This window comes from Bradyrhizobium sp. 63_E2_N1_3 (genome assembly GCF_052076005.1).
GTDB classification, from domain to species: Bacteria; Pseudomonadota; Alphaproteobacteria; order Rhizobiales; family Xanthobacteraceae; genus Bradyrhizobium; species Bradyrhizobium barranii.
In genome coordinates, this window is record NZ_CP197235.1 from 6,369,814 (window position 1) to 6,389,801 (window position 19,988).

18 protein-coding genes and 2 riboswitches are annotated in these 19,988 nt (G+C 66.2%); of the genes, 2 read left to right on the forward strand and 16 right to left on the reverse strand.

Going from position 1 to position 19,988, the window contains the following annotated elements:
* Nucleotides 1-227 precede the first annotated feature (227 nt).
* The 6 genes from pdxR to AB7531_RS30550 all read right to left on the reverse strand — a co-directional run bounded on the left by pdxR (nt 228) and on the right by AB7531_RS30550 (nt 9,631).
* Nucleotides 228-1,775, reverse strand: coding sequence for a MocR-like pyridoxine biosynthesis transcription factor PdxR (gene pdxR / locus AB7531_RS30525; RefSeq protein ID WP_063984417.1), 1,548 nt, complete (start codon nt 1,773-1,775; stop codon nt 228-230).
* 153 nt (nt 1,776-1,928) lie between these two features.
* The gene (locus tag AB7531_RS30530) at nt 1,929-3,362 is read right to left on the reverse strand and encodes an NAD-dependent succinate-semialdehyde dehydrogenase (RefSeq protein WP_441280215.1); all 1,434 of its coding nucleotides are present in this window, start codon (nt 3,360-3,362) and stop codon (nt 1,929-1,931) included.
* Nucleotides 3,363-3,541: 179 nt separating this feature from the next.
* The gene (gene hydA / locus AB7531_RS30535) at nt 3,542-4,951 is read right to left on the reverse strand and encodes a dihydropyrimidinase (RefSeq protein WP_063986533.1); all 1,410 of its coding nucleotides are present in this window, start codon (nt 4,949-4,951) and stop codon (nt 3,542-3,544) included.
* Nucleotides 4,952-4,962: 11 nt separating this feature from the next.
* The gene (locus AB7531_RS30540) at nt 4,963-5,703 is read right to left on the reverse strand and encodes a maleate cis-trans isomerase family protein (protein WP_063984418.1); all 741 of its coding nucleotides are present in this window, start codon (nt 5,701-5,703) and stop codon (nt 4,963-4,965) included.
* 121 nt (nt 5,704-5,824) lie between these two features.
* Nucleotides 5,825-7,246: a PepSY domain-containing protein gene (locus tag AB7531_RS30545; protein WP_231144490.1), complete on the reverse strand. Its 1,422-nt coding sequence runs from the start codon at nt 7,244-7,246 to the stop codon at nt 5,825-5,827.
* Nucleotides 7,247-7,258: 12 nt separating this feature from the next.
* The gene (locus tag AB7531_RS30550; protein ID WP_231144489.1) at nt 7,259-9,631 is read right to left on the reverse strand and encodes a TonB-dependent receptor; all 2,373 of its coding nucleotides are present in this window, start codon (nt 9,629-9,631) and stop codon (nt 7,259-7,261) included.
* A 117-nt stretch (nt 9,632-9,748) separates the two neighbouring features.
* A riboswitch (cobalamin riboswitch) is annotated at nt 9,749-9,950 on the reverse strand.
* A 71-nt stretch (nt 9,951-10,021) separates the two neighbouring features.
* On the opposite strand from AB7531_RS30550, the gene AB7531_RS30555 reads away from it, so the two are divergent.
* A complete protein-coding gene (locus AB7531_RS30555; protein WP_063984421.1) occupies nt 10,022-10,594 on the forward strand; it encodes a histidine phosphatase family protein in 573 nt (190 codons plus the stop codon).
* Nucleotides 10,595-10,600: 6 nt separating this feature from the next.
* Here the strand turns inward: AB7531_RS30555 and cobT are convergent, their stop codons facing one another.
* The 8 genes from cobT to AB7531_RS30595 all read right to left on the reverse strand — a co-directional run bounded on the left by cobT (nt 10,601) and on the right by AB7531_RS30595 (nt 17,803).
* Nucleotides 10,601-11,653, reverse strand: coding sequence for a nicotinate-nucleotide--dimethylbenzimidazole phosphoribosyltransferase (cobT, locus tag AB7531_RS30560; protein WP_063984422.1), 1,053 nt, complete (start codon nt 11,651-11,653; stop codon nt 10,601-10,603).
* Between the two features lie 10 nt (nt 11,654-11,663).
* Entirely contained in the window at nt 11,664-12,413 is a 750-nt protein-coding gene (cobF, locus tag AB7531_RS30565; RefSeq protein WP_063984423.1) for a precorrin-6A synthase (deacetylating), read from the reverse strand.
* Between the two features lie 48 nt (nt 12,414-12,461).
* Nucleotides 12,462-13,139: an energy-coupling factor ABC transporter permease gene (locus tag AB7531_RS30570; protein ID WP_063984424.1), complete on the reverse strand. Its 678-nt coding sequence runs from the start codon at nt 13,137-13,139 to the stop codon at nt 12,462-12,464.
* Nucleotides 13,140-13,176: 37 nt separating this feature from the next.
* A riboswitch (cobalamin riboswitch) is annotated at nt 13,177-13,394 on the reverse strand.
* 45 nt (nt 13,395-13,439) lie between these two features.
* On the reverse strand, nt 13,440-14,171 hold the full coding sequence (cobA, locus tag AB7531_RS30575; RefSeq protein WP_063984425.1) for a uroporphyrinogen-III C-methyltransferase: 732 nt from the start codon (nt 14,169-14,171) through the stop codon (nt 13,440-13,442).
* Nucleotides 14,168-15,478, reverse strand: coding sequence for a cobyrinate a,c-diamide synthase (locus tag AB7531_RS30580; RefSeq protein WP_063984426.1), 1,311 nt, complete (start codon nt 15,476-15,478; stop codon nt 14,168-14,170). The genes cobA and AB7531_RS30580 overlap by 4 nt, the downstream gene beginning before the upstream one ends.
* The gene (cobM, locus tag AB7531_RS30585) at nt 15,478-16,260 is read right to left on the reverse strand and encodes a precorrin-4 C(11)-methyltransferase (protein ID WP_063984427.1); all 783 of its coding nucleotides are present in this window, start codon (nt 16,258-16,260) and stop codon (nt 15,478-15,480) included. The genes AB7531_RS30580 and cobM overlap by 1 nt, the downstream gene beginning before the upstream one ends.
* Entirely contained in the window at nt 16,257-16,625 is a 369-nt protein-coding gene (locus AB7531_RS30590; protein ID WP_063984428.1) for a cobalamin biosynthesis protein, read from the reverse strand. Before AB7531_RS30590 ends, cobM begins: the two co-directional genes overlap by 4 nt.
* Nucleotides 16,622-17,803, reverse strand: a complete 1,182-nt coding sequence (locus tag AB7531_RS30595) for a bifunctional cobalt-precorrin-7 (C(5))-methyltransferase/cobalt-precorrin-6B (C(15))-methyltransferase (RefSeq protein WP_063984429.1) — start codon at nt 17,801-17,803, stop codon at nt 16,622-16,624. Before AB7531_RS30595 ends, AB7531_RS30590 begins: the two co-directional genes overlap by 4 nt.
* On the opposite strand from AB7531_RS30595, the gene AB7531_RS30600 reads away from it, so the two are divergent.
* Nucleotides 17,802-18,548 (forward strand): cobalt-precorrin-6A reductase, encoded by a 747-nt coding sequence (locus AB7531_RS30600; protein ID WP_063984430.1) that lies wholly within the window; start codon nt 17,802-17,804, stop codon nt 18,546-18,548. The two genes, AB7531_RS30595 and AB7531_RS30600, sit on opposite strands and share 2 nt — an antisense overlap.
* Here AB7531_RS30600 and cobJ read toward each other — a convergent pair.
* Both cobJ and AB7531_RS30610 read right to left on the reverse strand, forming a co-directional pair.
* A complete protein-coding gene (gene cobJ, locus AB7531_RS30605; protein WP_063984431.1) occupies nt 18,524-19,258 on the reverse strand; it encodes a precorrin-3B C(17)-methyltransferase in 735 nt (244 codons plus the stop codon). The genes AB7531_RS30600 and cobJ overlap by 25 nt on opposite strands.
* Nucleotides 19,255-19,986: a precorrin-2 C(20)-methyltransferase gene (locus tag AB7531_RS30610; RefSeq protein WP_063984432.1), complete on the reverse strand. Its 732-nt coding sequence runs from the start codon at nt 19,984-19,986 to the stop codon at nt 19,255-19,257. Before AB7531_RS30610 ends, cobJ begins: the two co-directional genes overlap by 4 nt.
* Between the last annotated feature and the right edge of the window lie 2 nt (nt 19,987-19,988).

Sequence of the window (19,988 nt, forward strand, 5' to 3'; positions counted from 1 at the left end):
GGTGCAACACCGGCTGCACGTTTTGGTGCAGCCATGCCCGCGCAGAGAGCACACGAACGCCAACCGTTCCGCGCGACAAACGTGCAGTGCACCACGGATTTCTCCGTGCAAATCGTGACGCCCGCTGCACTGCAATCGGAGCACTCAAAAACGTCTGTCTAATTTCCAGGCGGTTGAACGGCGATGCGGGATAGTCGCATGCCTACGAGCTATGCACGACGGTCGGCTCAGCTTCTCTTTATTGTACGAACAGTAAGGGAGGATATTGGCGGGTCCGATGATGCACTGCGGCAGCCGCTGCCGATACAAGCCGCGATTCTCGCAAGCAGCGGCGAGGCATCTTCGACCCGCAGCCGCCCGTAGCCGAACACCAGGCCCTGCCGCGTCGGCTGCTCCAGAAAGTTTTGCGAGAGCGGCTGGACGTGGATGCTGGCCTGCTTCAGGACCGCGGCCGCCTCGCGGTCGCTCATGCGTGCCTGCATTGCTTCAGTGAACAGCGCCACCAGATGCAATCCGGTGACGGCGGAGGATACGGTGAGATCGTCAGGCATCAGCGCTGTGATCGCATCGATCAGTGCCTTCCGGCGTGCGGCGTAGATCCGCCGCATCCCGCGCAGATGCCGCAGCAGGTGCCCTTCCCGCATGAACTCGGCCAGCGCGAGCTGACCGATGCCGGAGGTGTGCACATCGATACGCGCGCGGCCCCTGGAAAAGCCTTCGATGAAATGCCTGTTGGCGACGATGTAGCCAAGCCGCAAATTCGGCATCATGATCTTCGAGAAGGTGCCGAAATAGATCACCCGCCCCTCGCGATCGAGCGAGCGCAACGAGGCGATCATGCTGTCCTGGTGCCTGAACTCCGAATTGTAATCGTCCTCAATCACCCAGACGTCGTTCTTGTTGGCCCAATCGAGCAGCTCGAGCCGCCGCTCCAGCCCCATGCTGACGCCGAGCGGATATTGATGCGACGGCGTGACCACGATCAGCTTCGCGCCCGGCGCGCGCCGGATCCCTTCTGAGACGACGAGGCCCTTGTCATCGACCGGAATGGGAACGAGCTTCGCGCCAGCGGCCGTCAGCGCCCACCGGGCCTCGACGAAGCCGGGCTCCTCGACCCAGACCTCGTCGCCGGGATCGAGGATCATCCGGCTGCAGAAATCAAGCGCGCCCGATGTGCCCGAGGTGACGACGACCTCTTCCGGCGAGCAAACGAGCCCGCGCACCGAGCCGAGGAAATTCGCGATCTCGCTCCGCAAGCGCGGATGGCCTTCCGAGGGAAGATCGAGACACTCCTGCTCCCTTGGATTTTGCCAGGACTGGCGCAGCAGGCGCGACCAGTCCTTGAATGGGAAGGTCGAGATATCAGGCGCGCCCGGGCTGAATTCCGACGGCCAGTTGGTCTCGTAGTCGAAGGCAAGCAGCGAGCGCCAGCGCTCCGACATGTGGGCGGGCTTGGCCGTAGACGAGGTCGCGGACGCAGGCTCGGCATGTGGGGTCGCCACGGACGCCACCATGACACTTCCGCGCGGCATCGATTCAAGATAGCCCTCGGCGTAGAGCAGATCCCAGGCGGTCAACACCACCGTGCGCGAGCAGCCCAATTCGCGCGCGATCTCGCGGGATCCCAAAAATTGCGTTCCAGCCGGAAAGACGCCGCGCAAAATGCCGTCGCGGATGTGCGCCGCGATCTGCAGATGCAGCGGCACCGCCGAATTCCGGTCGATATGCATCCCGGCAAGGGACACGCGCTTGCTCGGGTGACGGCTGTTGTCCATGTCTCGCCCGTCAGGCAACGCAGGTCCTATCCACCGTCATTCCGGGGCGCGCCGCTTGGCGCGAGCCCGGAATCCATTTTCCCTCTTTACGCGCGGCGCGATGGATTCCGGGTTCGCGCTTCGCGCGCCCCGGAATGACAACGCGACTTTTCTTTACGCGCTCGCCTGCGTCACGAACTTCGTGTTGAGATAACCCTCGATCGCCTCGAGGCCGCCTTCGGAGCCGTAACCGGAATCCTTGATGCCGCCGAACGGCACTTCCGGCAGCGCGAGGCCATGGTGGTTGATCGAGACCATGCCGCTCTCGATATCGGAGCCGATCGCCTGCATCGTCTTGGTCGAGGTCGTATAGGCATAGGCCGCAAGGCCGTACGGCAGGCGGTTCGCCTCGGCCACCACCTCGTCATAGCTGCGGAACGAGGTGATCGGGGCAAGCGGTCCGAACGGCTCCTCGTTCATAATGCGGGCATCGCGCGGCACGTCGGTGATGACAGTCGGCTCGAAGAAGAAGCCTTCGTTGCCGATGCGCTTGCCGCCGGCCTGCACCTTGGCCCCGCGCTGCACAGCGTCGGAGACCAGACCCTCCATCGCGTCGACGCGTCGCGGGTTCGCCAGCGGACCCATGCGGGTGTCCTTGTCGAGGCCGTTGCCGACCTCCAGGCTCTTGGCGGCGGCGACGAACTTGTCGACGAAGGGCTGATACACGCTCTCATGCACCAGGAAGCGCGTCGGCGAGACGCAGACCTGGCCGGCATTGCGGAACTTGTTGGCCGAGAGAATCTTGGCGGCGTTGTCGAGGTCCGCGTCCGCGAACACGATTGCCGGCGCGTGGCCGCCGAGCTCCATGGTGACACGCTTCATGTGCAGGCCGGCGAGTGCGGCCAGATGCTTGCCGACCGCGGTCGAGCCCGTAAAACTGATCTTGCGGATGATCGGGTGCGGAATGAGATATTCCGACACTTCCGACGGCACGCCGAACACCAGCTGGACGACGCCGGCCGGAATGCCCGCGTCGGCATAGGCGCGCACCAGCTCCATGCAGCTTGCCGGGGTTTCTTCCGGGCCCTTGACGATGATCGAGCAGCCGGCGGCAAGCGCGGCCGAGATCTTGCGGACCGCCTGGTTGATCGGGAAATTCCAGGGCGTGAATGCGGCGACCGGGCCGACCGGCTCCTTGGTCACGAGCTGGGAGACGTTGCCCATCCGCGGCGGCACGATGCGGCCATAGGCGCGGCGGGCTTCCTCGGAGAACCAGTCGATCAGGTCGCCGGCGAGCATGGTCTCGCCCTGGGCTTCCACGACCGGCTTGCCCTGCTCCATGGTCATCACGGGTGCGATCTCGGCGGCGCGCGAGCGGATGATGTCGGCGGCCTTGCGCATCAGCTTGTAGCGGTCGAACGGCGAGGTCTTGCGCCAGATCTCGAAGCCGGCCTTGGCGGCCTCCAGCGCGCGGTCGAGGTCCTGGCGCGAGGCGTGAGGGGTCTTGCCGATCGGCTGGCCGGTGGCGGGGTTGAGGATGTCCTCCGACTTGCCGGAAGTGCCGTCGGTCCACTCGCCGGCGATGAACATCTGAACTTTCGGGTACATCCCTGGTGTCTCCTGCATGATTTCGGCGGCGATCAGCATTGGCGCCCGGCCGCCTCATAAGTGAGCGCAGAGCTACACCGAAAGGCGGCCGGCGAAAAGAGATCAATGATGCCGCAGCAGCGCGAGGATGGTATGCGCAACAGACGACATGGCGTCGTCCCGATGCGGTTATTTTTCCGTCACACCAGGCTCGACTTGCCGCGGCTGAGCACCTCGCCCGCACCCTTGTCGCCGACGATCCTGCCCTGCTCGTACACCACGCGGCCCCGCGCGATGGTGGTGACAGGCCAGCCGGTGACGTCAAAGCCCTCCCACGGCGTATAGTCCGCGCCGTGGTGCAGGTCGGCCTGCTGAATCGTCTTTGTCAGCTTCGGATCCCACAGCGCGATATCGGCATCGAAGCCGACGCCGATCGAGCCCTTGCGCGGATAGAGCCCGTAGATCCGCGCATGATTGGTCGCGGTCAGCTCGACGAATTTCTGCAAGCTGATACGCCCCTTCGACACGCCCTCCGAGAACAGGATCGGCAGCCGGGTCTCGACGCCGGGGATGCCGTTCGGCACCCAGCGGAACGAGGTGCGGGAATTCGGCGTCAGCTTACCCTTGGGGTCGTCGTAGCGGAACGGGCAGTGATCGGACGAGAAGGTCTGGAACACGCCGGTGGTGATGCCTTCCCAGATCGCCTGCTGGCTTTCGGCATCGCGCGGCGGCGGCGAGCAGACATACTTTGCGCCTGACATGTCCATGTTCAGGCCTTTCATGTCGTCGGCCGTCAGCGTGATGTATTGCGGGCAGGTCTCGGCATGCACCGGCAGTCCGCGCTGCTGGGCCCAGCGCACCTGCTCCATCGCCTCGCGCCCGGAGACGTGCACGATCATGATGGGGACGCCGATCACCTCGGCATGGCTGATGGCGCGATGCGTCGCCTCGCGCTCGACGGCCTGCGGCCGCGAGGTGCCGTGATAATAGGGCGCGATATGGCCCTCGCGTTCGAGCTTCGCGGTGAGGAAGCGGATCGCGTCGTAACCCTCGCAATGGACCATGACCAGCGCCTCCTCGCGGCGCGCGACGTCGAACACTTCCAGCAGCTGCTTGTCGCTGAGCACGAGGTCGTCATAAGTCATGAACACCTTGAACGAGGTGTAGCCATCCTTGACGAGAGCCGGCAGCTCCTGCCCGAGTACGACTGCGGTGGGGTCGGAGATGATGAGGTGGAAGGCGGTATCGATGTAGCATTCGCCCTCGGCGAGCTTGCGGTAGTTCTCGACGCAGGTGCGCAGCGACGTCCCCTTCTCCTGGAGCGCGAAGGGCAGCACCATGGTGTTGCCGCCGGCCGCCGCCGCGCGCGTTGCCGAAGCAAAATCGTCGGCCATCACGACGTCGGGTCCGGAGGCCTGGGAGATGTGGACGTGGCTGTCGATCCCGCCCGGCAGCGCCAGCAGACCCGTCGCGTCGATCTCGCGCGCCGCACCTTCAATGCGGTCGGCGATGCTGACGATGCGCCCGTCGCGAATGCCGATATCGGCGCGAAACTCGTCGCTGGCCGTCACGATGGTGCCGCCGCGAATGGCGAGATCGAGCTGCGTCACAGGTGTCTCCGTCACTTGATGATCGCTGATGTCTGGAAGATCCGGCCCCACGCCGCAAGGGCCGCGATGTCGCCACCGGCGAGCTCGAGCGTCCGCCACAGCGTGACCGCGACCGAGTCCAGCACGGCGATGCCCAACTCCCGTTCGAGTGCGGCAGCCAGCGCGGCGCCGTCGAGATTGGTGCAGAGAATGACGACGGCATCGGCACCGTCCGCCGCGACCGCGCGGATCATGTCGGCGATCGTCGCGGGCGTGACCTCACCGAAGGAAAAATTATCGCGCAGGCCGAGATGCCGCTCGGCGTGAGGGGCGATCCCCTCCTCGGCCCAGCCATCGCCGATCCGCCGTTGCACGTCGTCCGTATAGGGTGAGACCAGGCCGACACGTCCGGCGCCGAGCGCGCGGACCGCGTCGATGCAGGCGAGCGTGGAGGTCGTCGCCGGGACATGGGTCCGCGCCGCGATCGCTTCGCACAGGCTCCGATCGCGGTCGATACCGAGCCAGCTTGCCGATGTGCCGTTCCAGGCAATGGCATCGACCTTGGCGTCCGCCAACAGATCCGCCACCGGCAGCATCACCGAGGCATCGAACTGGTTCAGCGCCGCGGCATCGAGCGCGATCTCGGTAACGCGGAAGCGCGAAAAATGAGCGGTGACGCCGGCCACGCCATGCAGCATGGAATTGGTGACGGGCTCCAGCACCGAGTTTGACGACGGGGTCATCATGCCGAGGCGCTTGCGCTGAATTGACATCGATCACGATCGCCCCATTGAGAGAGCGCACCGCTGCGCCCCCTCGGACGATCATCCGCGCCTGCCATCGCCCGCGCAACCCGCAATTTGCATGGCGCATATGATTTGCTCGATACGCAGCTCAAGCCGCGAACGTCGACCGCAAGCGCCGCCAGCCGATCACGATGCCGGTGACGGAAAATGCCAGCCCGAGCAAGCAGAGCCCGACGACCATGATATCGCGCAGACGCGGATGCGCCATGAGAACGGGAAAATCGAGCGTGTGAAGCGCGCCATAGAACCAGCGATAGGCCCGCCGCGAGGCATCCAGTCTTTGCAGCACGCGGCCGTCGGCACCGTCGATGTCGAACCAGAGGTCGCCGCATCGGGAGCGATAGACGGGCGCTCCGGGGACAGCCGAGTGCGCGGGATAGTCGTCATTGTCGGCAAGAACGGACGGGGCGCCACAGTCCGGCGCAAGGCGCGTCGTCAGGTCATGGACATCCTTCTCGCCGAGGAATGCCACCGGCCCGCTGCGGCTCGCCTCCGCCGTTTTGGTCAAGGTCTGACTGGCGAGGCCGATCCGGTCGCGCCGGTAGACGACACCGCTGACGGCGAACCATTCGACTTCGCGAGCCGACGGCTGACCGACCGGAGAGGCCGTCGTCCAGTCAGGCGTGGCATACACCACGCCCGCTTCGGTCGGGGTCAGCTCCCCACGCGAGAACAGCCGGCCGTGATCCATCGAGAGCCAGCCACTGAAACTCCAGGTCAGCACGAAAACGGTCGCGACGAGACCAATGATGTGATGCAGTGCGTGCCACCCGCGATAAGGCGACGAGACCCGACGCCCTCGAATCCTGATCCTGGTAATTCCGAGCACCGCGCCGAGCGTCGCGGCGATAAAAGCCACCAGCGACAATGTCGAGACCACCTGATCCCAAAGGGACCAGTTGCTCCTCAGGACCGTCGGATAGATCCAGTGCAGGACGCTGCCGGCCCAATTCCACCCGCGCTCGCTGCGGGTCGTATCCAGCACGACTTCGCCGGTGCGCGAGGAGACATAGGCCTCGGTTCCGGCCGCATCGCCAAGAGCGACGCGCAACAGAGGCCGGTGTCGATCAAAGCCGTTGGGTACGCTCCATTGATCATAATCCGCGCCCGAAATCATCGCCGCCCGCGCGGCATCGAGCCCGCGTTGCCGGGCATGATCCCGCGCGATACCGACCGCGACGTCGGCGGACGTCACCGATGCATCCCGTCCGTCGGAGGCATGGACCGCGCCCACACGCGACCGGTCCGACACGACATAGACCGGCCCGTCGCTCCGCTGGACCAGGCGAACGCGCGTGGCGTCCGCGATCTCGCTCGCGGCGACGGCATCCGCGACCGTAATCCTCACCTCTCCGCGATCAACCGGCGTAAGTCCGGAAAAGCGCTCCGCCTCCGTCAATGACGGAAACGGGACAAAGTGCATCACGATTCCGCTCGCGAACCACATCGCGAACAGCAGGCAGAACGCGATCCCGAGCCAGCGATGTAGCAGCACGATCGCGTTCATCATGTGGTCAGCGCCCTACCATTTGAACGCGGCCGAGAGCTCATAGGTCCTGGGCGCACCGAGCAGGATCTGGTCGGGATAGAACGGATCGCCCCAGATCGCGTAGCGCTTGTCGGTGATGTTGCGCACGCGGAAGCCCAGACGGGCCTGGTCGACCGCGTTGAACACCGTCTTCGGGATGTCGACGAAGGCGTAGACGTCGGCGACGGTGTAGGCCTTCATCGTCACGACGTTGGCATCGGTGTTGTAGCGGTCGCCGACATAGCGGCCCGTGATGCCGAGCTCCACCGGCCAGGGCGTGAAGAACCGGTACGACGCACCGGCATTGGCCACGACACGCGGCACGTTCGGCGGCGTGTTGCCGGAGAACGAACCACCGGCAAAATTGTAGTCGGCATAGCGTGCATCGACATAAGCGATGTTGCCCCAGAGCCGCAGGGGATCGATCGGGCGTACGGCCGCGGCGAGCTCGACGCCCTTCGACTCCTGCCGGCCTGCGATGTTGAGCTGCATGCCGCCGGCCGCTGCATAGACGTTCTTGCGCAGGATGTCGTAGGCCGAGAACGACCACTCCGCCCTGTTGTCCCAGAACAGGTGCTTGACGCCGGTCTCATAGGTGCGCGCGGTGGTCAGGTCGAGCGGCTGGGTCGGGCCGAGCAGGAAGATGTTGTTGGCCGAGATATCGGCGCCGGTCGCATACTGGCTGAAGAAGGTCAGGCCCGGAACGGCCTCCCAAGTGTAGCCGATACGCCCCGTCGTCGGGACCCAGGACGTCGAGAACGGGAAGTTCGCCTTTTCCAGCCCGGCGGAGTCGGTCGAGTTGCGGTCAAGCCCGATATGCTCGACGCGCAGGCCGCCGACCAGCGCGAAGGTTCGCGTGAGCTTCAGCCGGTCCTCGAACGACAGCGCTTCGTTGTCGATGCGCGCGGTCTGTTGCTGCGTCGTGAGCAGGCCGTAAAGGCCACGGTCGGGATTGACGAGCGAGACGTAATCGTCCGGGAAGTTGGCCGCGCCTGGCCTGACGAAATCGAGATAGCTGGACGAAAGTGTCGTGACCAGGCGGTTGTCGAAGCCTGCGATATTAGCGTCCCAAATCAGGTCGGTAATGTTGCCGACAAGGCGTTGGCTATGTGCAACATAGAAGCGCTCGCGATCGACCATGTTCGAGTTGGGCAGGCCCGTACTGGCATTGAAAGCCTCGATCTCGTTGTTGAACCAGGTACGCTCCGCGCCATAGGCATAGGCTTGGCTTTTCAGCGTCAGGTCAGGCGCCAGCTTCAGTTCGAAGCCGCCGCGCAGCCACACCTCTTGTGCCACGTTGCGGTTGTCGAGAACGTTGTAATTGGTGTTGAAGGTACGATCGTCGATCGTGATCGCACCGAGCTTCGTTTTGTTGAAGTTCGAGACGTAATTGCCCGAAACAATGCCGCTCGTCGCATGCGAGCCGCTGAAGGCGATCGGTACCAGCGGTGCGCCCCAATAGGCCTTCGAGCGATCTTCCCGGTACTCGATCGCGCCCCAGATCTTGAGGCTGTCGGAGATGCGGTAATTGAGCTGGCCAGACACATCCAACGTCTTGGTATTGGTGTCGTCGGCAAAGCCATTGAGCGAGGCGCGGCTGATGTCGAAGCGGTAGTCGAGCCCCTGCACGTTAGTGCTGCCGCCCGAGCCGTAATGGACGCCGAACGAGTTGAGCGAATCCCAGGAAAAGTCAGCTTCATTCCGGATCGGCCCGGTGTGTGGCTGCTTCGTGATCAAGTTGATTGCGCCACCGGCGGCACCTTCGCCCGACATCAGCGAGGCCGGACCTTTCAAAAATTCCACGGCTGCGAGATTGGCCGTATCCGTGATCCGCGAGGTCATGTTCTGCGGACCGATCTTGATGCCGTTGTAGAGCATGTTGATCTGGCTGTTGGTGAAGCCACGCATGGAGAAAGCCGCGGGCTCGGCCGGATTGTCGCCGGAGGTGACACCGACCGCGCCCTGCGCAACCTCCGACACGGTGCGATAGCCCTGCTCCCGCATGGTCGCGGCCGAGATGACTTCGACGGTCGCGGGTGTCTCCTGCACGGTCAGGCCGAGGCGCGAGGCGCTCTCGGCAACCACATTGGTGTTGAGCGGCGTCTGCGCCGCCGCGGTCGGCACGACGGGCTTGGCCGCGGCCGATGCGGCCGCTGGCCTGCGCGATGCTGCGCGGCGTGGGCTCTGCGCGTCCCGGGCCGCCGGCTTTGCCGGTTTGCGGGATTGGGCGGGCGACACCTCGACCGGCGGCAGCGGCTCGCGGGCCTGCTGCGCCACGGCGGCAGGCAGATCGAGGGTGGCAAATGACGTAAGCGCGGCGGAAGCGAGCAGGAAGCAACGCGGTCGTACAAGACGAATGGAAGACACAGTTCGGGACCTCGGTGTGACGTCAGTGGCACGTCACCGCGAACCAAGGTCCCATCTTCCGGCTTATGAGCCTTCCGATGAAGCCGAATGTCTGTACTCCCCGACCGACATCTTCGCGTGTGACCACGGCTGACGGCAGGTCTCCTGGCTCGCGGGTCAGTACCTTGCATCGCCTTCCCGGGACCGAGATACCCAGTGGCTCGTGACGCAAGATTCGCCGCTTACAGTTGCGGGGGCAGCCGCGGCATTGGGGACAAAATCCCCGCACCGCATTCCCTTTTCATCCCCACTCGGGGAAACCGTCAAAGCCATCTAGGATTACCGACAAGACAGAGTCAATGTGCCGGTGCGACGTTATTACCACAGCGACCAACTTCCCTGGAGATAGGCATGGAAGGCGAGACCTTCCTCTGGCTGATACGGCATGCGCCCGTCGACGGCGCCAAAGGGACGATCCACGCAGCCGACGCGCCCGCCGATCTCGGCGATCGCGTGCAGCTGGAGGCGTTGCGGCAGAGGCTTCCGCCAGATGCTGCGAGCTTGGCGAGCCCGGCGCGACGTACGGTTGAGACGGCGCGCGCGCTGGGACTCGAACCCGCGTTGGTGCCCGAATTCAGTGAGCAGGATTTTGGCGACTGGACCGGCCTGCGGCATGACGAGCTCGCGGCGACCGGCGGCGAGGCCTATGCGCAGTTCTGGAGCAATCCGGCGCGCGGCCGGCCGCCGGGCGGCGAAAGTTTTGAGGATCAGGTCGCGCGCGTCCGGCTGGGTCTCGCGCAAATCGGCGCCGGCTCAGCAACGCTCGTCGTGCACTCCGGCACGATCCGCGCCGCACTCTGCATTGCTCTGGATCTGACACCACAAGCGGCCCTGCGCTTCGTGATCGATCCGTTGTCACTGACCCGGATCGACCGGCTCGCCACCGGCTGGCGCGTCGTCGCGGTCAATCAGCGCGCGGCTTGAGCTGGATCAGGCCGGGCGATCCGGCACGTTGGCCTGCGCGAAGGTCGCCATGCCGTTGTGAAGGCTGCACGCGAGCCGCACCAGCGGCAGCGCGATGGCGGCACCCGATCCTTCGCCGAGCCTGAGATCGAGGCTGATCAACGGCTGCACGTTCAGCGCGCGCAGCACCAGCCGATGCCCCTGCTCCGCCGATTGATGCGACGGCAGCAGGAATGGCTGGCACGACGGGTTCAGCCGCACCGCCGCCAACGCGGCCACGGATACGATGAAGCCATCGATCAACACGGGAATGCGGGCTTGTGCAGCCGCAATGATGGCGCCGCAGATCGCCGAGATTTCGAGGCCGCCGACGGCGCACAGGATCTTTTCCGGCGAAGCACCTGCAACGCCATGCCGCACGATCGCAGCGTCGATCACGCGCGCCTTGTGCGCACGGCCGGCCGCATCGACGCCGGTACCGCTGCCCGCGATCTCCTCGGCACTGATGCCAAGCAGGCTCGCCGCAATCGCCGCCGACGTCGTGGTATTGCCGATGCCCATCTCGCCGAAGATCAGGAGATCGGGCCTGCCGGCGTCTGCGCGCGCGACTGCGCGCTGACCGGCTTCGAAGGCGAATGCCAGCTCCGTGGGGGTGAGCGCGGCTTCCACGCTGAAGTCGCGCGTGCCGCTGCGCGGCTTGTCGGTGACGATTCCTGCCATCTCCTCCTGTGCCAGCGTACCGGCGTCGACGACCTCAAGGTTTGAGCCAAGCTCACGCGCCAGCACCGAGATCGCGGCACCGCCCGAGGCAAAATTCGCCATCATCGCGATGGTCACTCCTTGCGGATAGGCCGACACGCCCTGCGCGACGATGCCGTGATCGCCGGCGAAGACGATGATCGGCACCCGCGCGGCACGCGGCTGCTCGGTCGCCTGCAGGCCCGCAAGCTCGACCGCAAGCTGCTCCAGCCGGCCGAGCGCGCCAGCCGGCTTCGTCAGTTGCGCCTGACGCGCGAGCGCCGCCTCGCGATGGACAGCGGAGACATCGGGGCATTTCCGGGTGACCCATTCAGGGAGCATGCTGCCTCGCTTACGGCCTGCGCTTGAGAATGTAGCTGTCCATGATCCAGCCGTGCCGCTCGCGCGCATCCTGTCGCGCGGCGATGATGTGCGGGCCGATCTCGGCCAGAACGCCCGACATGACGATCTGATCGGGCATGCCGAGATAAGCGCCCCACCAGATGTGCAGCCCCGCAGGATCGAGCGACTGGAACGCCGTGCCGCCGTCGAGCATCACCACCACGGTATCGACGCCTTGCGGCCAGCCGCCCTCGCGCAAGCGGCGCCCCGTCGTGACGAGGAAGGGTTCGCCGATGTCGTTGAGCGGCAGCGCATGCGCCGCGCACAGCGCCTGGATCGAGGTGATGCCGGGCACAACTTCGATATCAGGCAAGGGATCGAGCCGCCGCGCAATGCGCAGCGAGGAATCGTAGAGCGAAGGATCGCCCCAGATCAGCAGCGCGACCTTGCCATCATCACCGAGATGGCTGGCGATCGTCTGCGACCAGGCCGCGGCCACGGCCTCGTGCCAATCGTCCACGCCCTTGTGATAATCCGCTTCACCGGCATCGCGCACGGGAAGATCGAACTCGGCAATGCGCGTCGTTTGATTGGTGAGCACATCCGCGCAGATCGTCCGCCTGAGATCTGCGAGATCGGACTTCGCCGTCCCCTTGCGCGGGATCAGGATGAGATCGGCCGCGTTGATGGCTTGAACGGCGGCGCGCGTGAGCTGCTCGGGATCGCCGCAACCGATGCCTATCAGGGAGAGCGTGAGCATCGTGAGTGCGAAGGGCGGCCATCACGGCCGCCCGTTCGCTTGTCTCTCTCAAGCCGCGTTATGCAAACGCGGGGTAACGAGGCCGGGCGCGGTGACGCCGCGCAGCGACTTCGCCAGCGCCAGCACACCGAGGTCGGCCAGCGGCTCGATCACGATGACGAGCGCGTAGGAGGCCGCGAAGGTCGCGATGTTGACGAGGTTGGTCGCACCGAAGCCCGAGCCATAGAGCGCCCAGAACGCGACCCAGGCGATGACGCCGGCCTGATACGTGGTCGAAAGCGCCAGCGCCTGGCGATACCTGAGATCGACATAGGCGGTGTTGCGGGCAATGATCCGCGCGGCGATCGCCTGGATCCCGAACAGCGGCACCAGCAGCGTGGTGACGTTCATGCCGAATTGCGGCAGATCGGGCGGCTCGAAGAAGATGCCCTGGAACAACAGTCCGAACGCAAGGCCGAAGGCCGCGGGCGCTGCCCCAAACAGCAGGAACAGGGTCGAGCCGAGGATGAAGTGCACCTCGGAGACGCCGACCGGGAAGTGCGGCAGGATCTCGAAGAAGACGAACACGAGGCCCGTGGTGGCGAGCGTCCGCGCCGCGAACGACGTGATGCCCTGCTCGCGCACGGTCTCGACCGCGAGCTTCAGCGCAACGCCGCCGACGGCGATGCCGGTTGCGTAACTCAACACGAGCTTGGCGCCCGATACGACTCCGGGTTCGATATGCATGGTTCAGTTCCTTCCTGCCGTCACACCCGACGGCCTTGGCCACAAGACATGCACGGCCGGTCTCCTGGCTCGCGGTTCACTGGGGTTCTCCGGCCTTCCCGGGCCTTGCGGCCCAGTGGCTGATCGGAGTCCCTCACCGCTTACAGTCGCGGGGGCGGCTGGGGTTTTGGGCGGCGCAACTGTCCGCCCACCCCCATTCCCGATTATGCTCCGGCGGTTTGCGCCGCCTCGAGCACCATGCATCTCCTGTGTGCCCCTTTCGCCAGCCGGGCGTCAAGGGGCGAAGGGCGGCCGGGACGGTCATGACGGATAATCCCCGGCCAGTGCGCCGAACAGGATCACGGCGGCCGTCGAGGCAGCGCCGCCCCGCGCAAGTTGCTCGGCCAGCTCGGCAATGGTGGTGCGGACCAGCCGCTCGTCGGGACGACCGAGGGATTCGGCGAACAGCGCCGGGGTATCAGGCGCGAGGCCGTGCTCGATCAATTTTGCGACAAGCGCCGGAAAGGTGCGCCGGCCCATATAGACCACGGTGGTCGCTTCGGGATCAGCCAGCGCCGCCCAGTTCAAATTCTGCGGCAGCTCGCCGGTGACATCGGCCCCGGTCACGAACTGCACCCGGCGCGAGGTGTGGCGCCGGGTCAGGGGAATGCCGGCTTGCGCAGCGGCGACACAGGCCGAGGTGATTCCGGGAATGATCTCGTAGCCGATGCCAGCTTCGCGCAGCGCCTCCAGCTCCTCCTCGAGCCGGCCAAAGATACCCGCATCGCCCGATTTCAGCCGCACCACACGGACACCAGCCGCGGCATAGTCGACCAGCAGGCGGTTGACGTGGTGCTGCTTGGTCGAGGGCCGCCCTGCCCGCTTCCCGACCGCGACGAGATTGGCGCCGGGCCGGGCCAGATCGAGGATCGCACCGGAGGCGAGGTCGTCATAGAGCACGACGTCGGCATCGCGCAGCCGCGCGGCACCTTTGAGCGTGAGGAGCTCCGGGTCGCCGGGGCCGGCCGAGATGAAAGTGACAAAACCGCTCACCGATCCTCCGCGATCAGATGGAAGAACGTGCCGGTGGCATGACCGCGGCGCGAGCCGGTCTCGGCGATGACCGCGCCTGTTGCATCGTGCACGACCGCCAGCGGCGTATCCGGCTGCGCGATAATCGTCGAATAGTGGAACTCATGACCGCGCAGGCGCGCGCCGGCCTGATGGCCCGGCATCGGCGCGGCGAGCGCAGCGAGACGATAGCCGAGATGCATGCGGCGCTTGGCAAAGCTCGTCTCCAGTCCGAGCAGGCCCGTCATCTCATGACGGACGCCGTCGGCGTCGGTCAGAGCGGTTCCCAGCACCATGTAGCCCCCGCATTCGCCGTGCACCGGCCGTTTGTCAGCGAAGGCACGCAGACCGTCGCGAAAGCGAGCATTGGCCGCGATCTTCCCCGCGTGCAGCTCAGGGTAGCCGCCGGGCAGCCAGCAGACATCGGCACTCGCGTCAGGCGCTTCATCGGCAAGCGGCGAGAAGGTCGATATCTCGGCGCCCGCCGCGCGCCAGGCTTCCAGCATGTGCGGATAGATGAAGGAGAACGCGGCATCGCGGGCCAACGCAATGCGCTGCCCGGGCGGCGTCACATTCATGCCGTTTGCCGCCGGTTGCGGCGACCAGCTCGCTGCCGATCGCAGCACCGCATCGAGATCGACATGCTCGGCGACGAAGCGCGCGGCTTCGTCGATCAGCTTGCCGATCTCGGCCTGCTCCTCGGCCTGCACCAGGCCGAGATGCCGTTTCGGCAGGCTGATCTCGGCATGGCGCGGCAGCGCGCCGAACACGGCGATGCCGGCGTCGTTGAGTGCACGCCGCACGAGATCTTCATGACGTGGGCTGGCGACGCGGTTGAGCACCACGCCGGCAAGGCGCACACCGGCGCGATAGTCACGAAGGCCTGCGGCGATCGCCGCCGCCGTCTGCGCCTGTCCGGAGGGATCGATCACCAGCAGCACCGGCCAGCCCAGCATCTCAGCAATGTCGGCGGTGGCGCCGGTGCCGGAGACGCCGCGCGCGGCGACGCCGTCGAACAGGCCCATCGAGCCCTCCGCGAGCACGACATCGGCATCAGTGCCGCGACCGACGAGATGAGCTATCGCCCCGCGATCCATCGCCCAGCTATCGACGTTGACGGAAGCGCGCCCCGTCGCAGCGGCATGGAAGGCGGGATCGATATAATCGGGCCCGCTCTTGAAGCACTGCACGTTCAATCCGCGATTGCGCCAGGCGCGCGCCAGCGCCAGCGTCAGCGTGGTCTTGCCGACGCCGGAGGCCGGCGCGGAGATGACGAGCCCTGCCGGCATCACGATGCCTCCGGAAAGCGCGGATCGGCACCGACCGGCCGATAGCGGCGGTCGTAGTCGACGGCATAGAGACGGCTCTCGTCAAAATCCGCAGCACCAAGCGTCTTGCCGACTAGGATCAGCGCCGTGCGCTCCATCTCGGTGCCGACGGCGGCATCGAGCGTCGCCAGCGTGGCGCGAACGATGCGCTGGTCCGGCCAGCTCGCACGCCAGACGATCGCGACGGGGCAATCCGCGCCGTAATGCGGCGTGAGCTCTGCGACGACCTTGTCGAGCAGATGGATCGACAGATGGATCGCGAGCACCGCTCCGGTGGCGGCGAACGCTGCGAGCTTTTCGCCCTCAGGCATCGCGCTGGCGCGGCCCGGCGTGCGCGTCAGCACCACTGACTGGGCAAGACCGGGCAGCGTCAGCTCAGCCTCTAGTGCAGCTGCTGCAGCCGAGAAGGACGGCACGCCCGGCGTGACCGTGTAGGGAATACCGAGCGCGCGCAGGCGGCGAAGCTGCTCGCCCATCGCCGACCAGATCGCGAGATCGCCCGAATGCAAGCGGGCAACATCCTTGCCGTCCGAATGCGCGGCAGCGATCTCCGCGATGATCTCGTCGAGCGACAGCGGTGCGGTGTTGACGATGCGGGCGCCGGGCGGGCAATGCGCCAGCACGCCCTCGGGCACCAGCGAGCCCGCATAGAGGCAGACCGGACAGGCCGCGATCAAGTCGCGTCCGCGCAACGTCAGCAAATCCGGAGCGCCCGGCCCGGCACCGATGAAGTGCACCGTCATGCGCCGTCTCCTTCCGCGATCGCGGCGGTCGCGGTGCGATCCCGCGAGACCGCCCGCGTCGCAATCAATCGCGCGCGAGGGCCAGCCGCAACGAGCGCAGCGGCTTCAGCGACCGAGCCCGTGCCGAACTTTTCCGCGACGAGTTTTGACTGCGTCGGCGTGTGGATGTTAGCCAACGCTTCAGCCGAGACTGCCTTGATCGGCACGCCGCATTCGCGCGCGAGCTGTTTGAGCGGCTCCGCTTCCGCCTTGTCGCTAACAGTCGCGACCGCCGCAAGGCCCTCGGGACCACCGGCCGCCAGCAGCGCCTCGCGCAGCGAAGCCAGCGTGACATCCTTCTTGAATCCGAGTCCGGCGACTTTCATCGAACCGCACTCCATTGCACCACGGGCCGCGACGCTTCCCAGGACCGGTAGCGGCCGAGCGGCGCGGCATGGGCAATCTCGACCCGCATCAACTCGCCGCCATGGCGCTGGTGCAGCTCGCCGAGCAGCGCTTCCGTTTCCAGCGTCACCGCATGCGCGACGAGCCGAGCACCCGGCACAAGCCGTGACCAGATGGCATCGAACATCTCGATATCGAGACCGCCACCGATGAAGACCGCGTCCGGCGCTTCCAGTCCGGCAAGAGCTTCGGGCGCGCTCCCCGTGATGACGGTGATCCGATGCGCCAATCCGAACGCTGTTGCATTGCTGCGGATATTCGCGGCACGATCCTCGCGCGCCTCGATGGCGCTCGCCGTCCCGCCGCACAGCGCCCATTCGACCGAGATCGAGCCAGAACCCGCGCCGATATCCCACAGCCGCTCGCCGGGACGCGGCGCCAGCGCCGAGAGCGCCAGCGCGCGCACCGGCCGTTTGGTGATCTGGCCGTCGTGAGCAAAGAGATCGTCGGACAGGCCGGAGCTGCGGGGAATGCCTTGCCCGCCCCTCGCCTCGACGGCCACTGCGACCAGGTTTTCGGCGAGATCGCCCGCAAAGCCGTCGGCACGATGCTCAGCGATGCTTTCGCGCGCCCCGCCGAGCGCGGCGAGAGTCCAGAACGCCGAGGCGCCCCACCCGCGCTCGCTCAGCCATTTGGCGAGATCACCGGCCGCCTTGCCGTCACGCATGAGGCAAATGATGCGCGCACCGGGCGCCAGATACGGCACGAGACGCTCGAACGGCGCGGCATGAAGCCCGAGACAGGCAATGGCTTCGAGGCGCCAGCCGAGCCGCGCGGCGGCGAGCGAGAAGGTCGATGGCGCCGAATGCGCGATCCACTCGTTGGCATCGAGCTTCTCGGCGAGACTTGCACCGGCACCGTGCCAGAACGGATCGCCGGAGGCGAGTACCACCGTCGGCCGGCCGCGGCAGCTCACCACGATGTCTGCGTCGAACGGCACCGGCCACGGGCGACCGCGCCCCTCCACATCAGCAAGCGCGAGATGACGCTCGCCACCAAAAACAGTTTCTGCCTTGGCAAGCGCCTTTCGGCTTGCCTCGGACAGCCCGGCAAGGCCATCTTCGCCGATACCGATGATGGTCAGCCAGGGATCAGCCATGACGCGCGCCCTCATTCTGGGCGGAACCGCCGATGCGAGCTTGCTCGCCGCGGAAGTCGCACGCGCGCGCATCGACGCCGTGTATTCCTATGGCGGTCGCACTCGCGCGCCCGCCGATCAGCCGCTGCCGACCCGCATCGGCGGCTTCGGCGGCGTGAGCGGGCTTGCGGACTATATTCGCGGTGAGCGCATCACGCATGTGATCGACGCCACACATCCCTTCGCTGCCGAGATGAGCCGCCACGCGGTCCAGGCGTGCGCGCAAACGGGCACGCCGCTGATCGCGCTCGAGCGCGCGCCTTGGACGAAGGCGCCCGGCGACAACTGGATCGAAGTCGCCGACGTCACCGCCGCGGTCGCTGCGCTGCCCGAGACGCCGGCAAAAATGTTCCTCGCCATCGGCCGGCAGCACATCGCGCCATTCGCGAGCAAGCCGCAGCACACCTACACGCTGCGGTTCGTCGATCCGCCCGAAGCACCGCTGCCTTTCGCTGCGGACGTGATCGTGTCGCGCGGGCCGTTCACGTTCGACGGCGAGCTCGAGTTGATGCGCACGCGCGGCATCGCATGGATTGTCGCCCGCAATTCCGGCGGCGACGGCGCACGCGCCAAGATCGACGCGGCCCGCATGCTCGGCCTGCCCGTGATCGTGATCGCGCGGCCCGAGTTGCCCGATCGCCAGCGGGTTGAGAGCGTGGCCGAGATCATGCAGTGGCTCGGTCATCGCGCCTGCCTCGGGGCATAGACCCAGCGGCCGACGCGGCGCGTCTGCGAATTGCCGACGATCACCAGCGTGCGCATGTCGGCCATCTCAGGCGTCGCTTCGTTCAGCGTGACGGTCTCGATCCTTTCATCGGCGGCGCTGATCGCGCGCGCGAAGATCACGAGGCGCTCGCCGCAGCCGGCGTCCTTCAACAACGCAAGCGCGCGGCCAAAACCCTCCGGCCGGCTTGCCGAGCGCGGATTGTACATCGCAATGGCAAAATCGGCTTCCGCGGCCAGCCGCAGGCGCTTCTCGATCACCGCCCACGGCTTGAGATTGTCCGAGAGATTGATCGCGCAGAAATCATGGCCGAGCGGCGCACCAGCGCGCGCGGCTGCCGCCAGCATCGCTGTGATACCAGGCAAAACGCGAATGGGAAGCTCGCGCCATTGCGGCGCCTGTTCGAGCGCCTCGAATACGGCCGACGCCATCGCGAAGACGCCGGGGTCGCCGGAGGAGACGACGACGACCTGCCCGCCTTCGGCCGCAAGCCGCAGGGCCTCGCTTGCGCGCTGCAGCTCTTCGCGATTGTCAGAGGGGTGCAAGGTGAGCCCTGCCCGCGGCGGCACGCGCGCAACGTAGGGCGCATAGCCCAGAATGTCGGTGGCGGCGGCAAGGGCGGCGGAGACCTCGGGCGTCACCAGCGCATCGCTGCCCGGCCCGAGGCCCGCGATGGTCAGCGTGCCCGTCATTCGGCGGCGTCCAGATGCCGGCCCTTGCCGTGCACGAGCACGATCGCAAAATATGGACAGTCGGCGGCATCGATCTCGGCGAGCCGCACCACGCGCTCGCCCGGCATGGTGCCGCGCTCGACCAGCCAGGCATCGTCCAGCCGGCCGGCGGAAGCCAGCGCGCGACGCACCTTTGCGAGATTGCGGCCGGTCTTCATGATGACCAGCGCATCGGAATCGCGCATGCGCCGCTCGAGTTCGTCTTCGGCGAGCGTCCCCATCAGCACCGTCGTCACGTCGTCGCCAAGCGCGATCGGCTGTCCGACGCCGTTCCAGCAACCGACCATGCCGGGAATCCCCGCGATCACCTCGATCTCGACACGGCCTTGCAGGCGCGTGTGCAGATGCATGAAGGAGCCGTAAAAGTAAGGATCGCCCTCGCAGAGCACGACGACATCGACCGCCCGCGAAAGCCGCGCCAGCCGTTCCGCCCATTCGTCGTAGAAGCTGGCGAGGAGCTGCACATATTCCGGGCTATCGAAAGCGAGCTCCGTCGTAACAGGATATTCCATTGCGTATTCGGTGACGTCGGAAGCCAACATGCCTTCGACGATCCGCCGCGCCTGGCCGGGCCGGCCCTTCTTGCGAAAATAGGCGACATGCTTCGCAGCCCGCACCGTCCGATCGGCGCGCACGCTCATCATATCAGGATCGCCGGGGCCGAGACCGCAGCAGATGATGCGTCCCATGG

Bases quoted from the DNA above. Each gene is read 5' to 3' on its own strand.
- AB7531_RS30610 (WP_063984432.1), bottom strand. From the start codon at position 19,986: ATGGGACGCATCATCTGCTGCGGTCTCGGCCCCGGCGATCCTGATATG.
- AB7531_RS30530 (WP_441280215.1), bottom strand. From the start codon at position 3,362: ATGTACCCGAAAGTTCAGATGTTCATCGCCGGCGAGTGGACCGACGGC.
- AB7531_RS30580 (WP_063984426.1), bottom strand. From the start codon at position 15,478: ATGCCGGCAGGGCTCGTCATCTCCGCGCCGGCCTCCGGCGTCGGCAAG.
- cobJ (WP_063984431.1), bottom strand. From the start codon at position 19,258: ATGACGGGCACGCTGACCATCGCGGGCCTCGGGCCGGGCAGCGATGCG.
- cobT (WP_063984422.1), bottom strand. From the start codon at position 11,653: ATGCTCCCTGAATGGGTCACCCGGAAATGCCCCGATGTCTCCGCTGTC.
- AB7531_RS30595 (WP_063984429.1), bottom strand. From the start codon at position 17,803: ATGGCTGATCCCTGGCTGACCATCATCGGTATCGGCGAAGATGGCCTT.
- AB7531_RS30555 (WP_063984421.1), top strand. From the start codon at position 10,022: ATGGAAGGCGAGACCTTCCTCTGGCTGATACGGCATGCGCCCGTCGAC.
- pdxR (WP_063984417.1), bottom strand. From the start codon at position 1,775: ATGGACAACAGCCGTCACCCGAGCAAGCGCGTGTCCCTTGCCGGGATG.
- cobF (WP_063984423.1), bottom strand. From the start codon at position 12,413: ATGCTCACGCTCTCCCTGATAGGCATCGGTTGCGGCGATCCCGAGCAG.
- AB7531_RS30570 (WP_063984424.1), bottom strand. From the start codon at position 13,139: ATGCATATCGAACCCGGAGTCGTATCGGGCGCCAAGCTCGTGTTGAGT.
- cobM (WP_063984427.1), bottom strand. From the start codon at position 16,260: ATGACGGTGCACTTCATCGGTGCCGGGCCGGGCGCTCCGGATTTGCTG.
- AB7531_RS30600 (WP_063984430.1), top strand. From the start codon at position 17,802: ATGACGCGCGCCCTCATTCTGGGCGGAACCGCCGATGCGAGCTTGCTC.
- AB7531_RS30540 (WP_063984418.1), bottom strand. From the start codon at position 5,703: ATGTCAATTCAGCGCAAGCGCCTCGGCATGATGACCCCGTCGTCAAAC.
- AB7531_RS30590 (WP_063984428.1), bottom strand. From the start codon at position 16,625: ATGAAAGTCGCCGGACTCGGATTCAAGAAGGATGTCACGCTGGCTTCG.
- AB7531_RS30545 (WP_231144490.1), bottom strand. From the start codon at position 7,246: ATGATGAACGCGATCGTGCTGCTACATCGCTGGCTCGGGATCGCGTTC.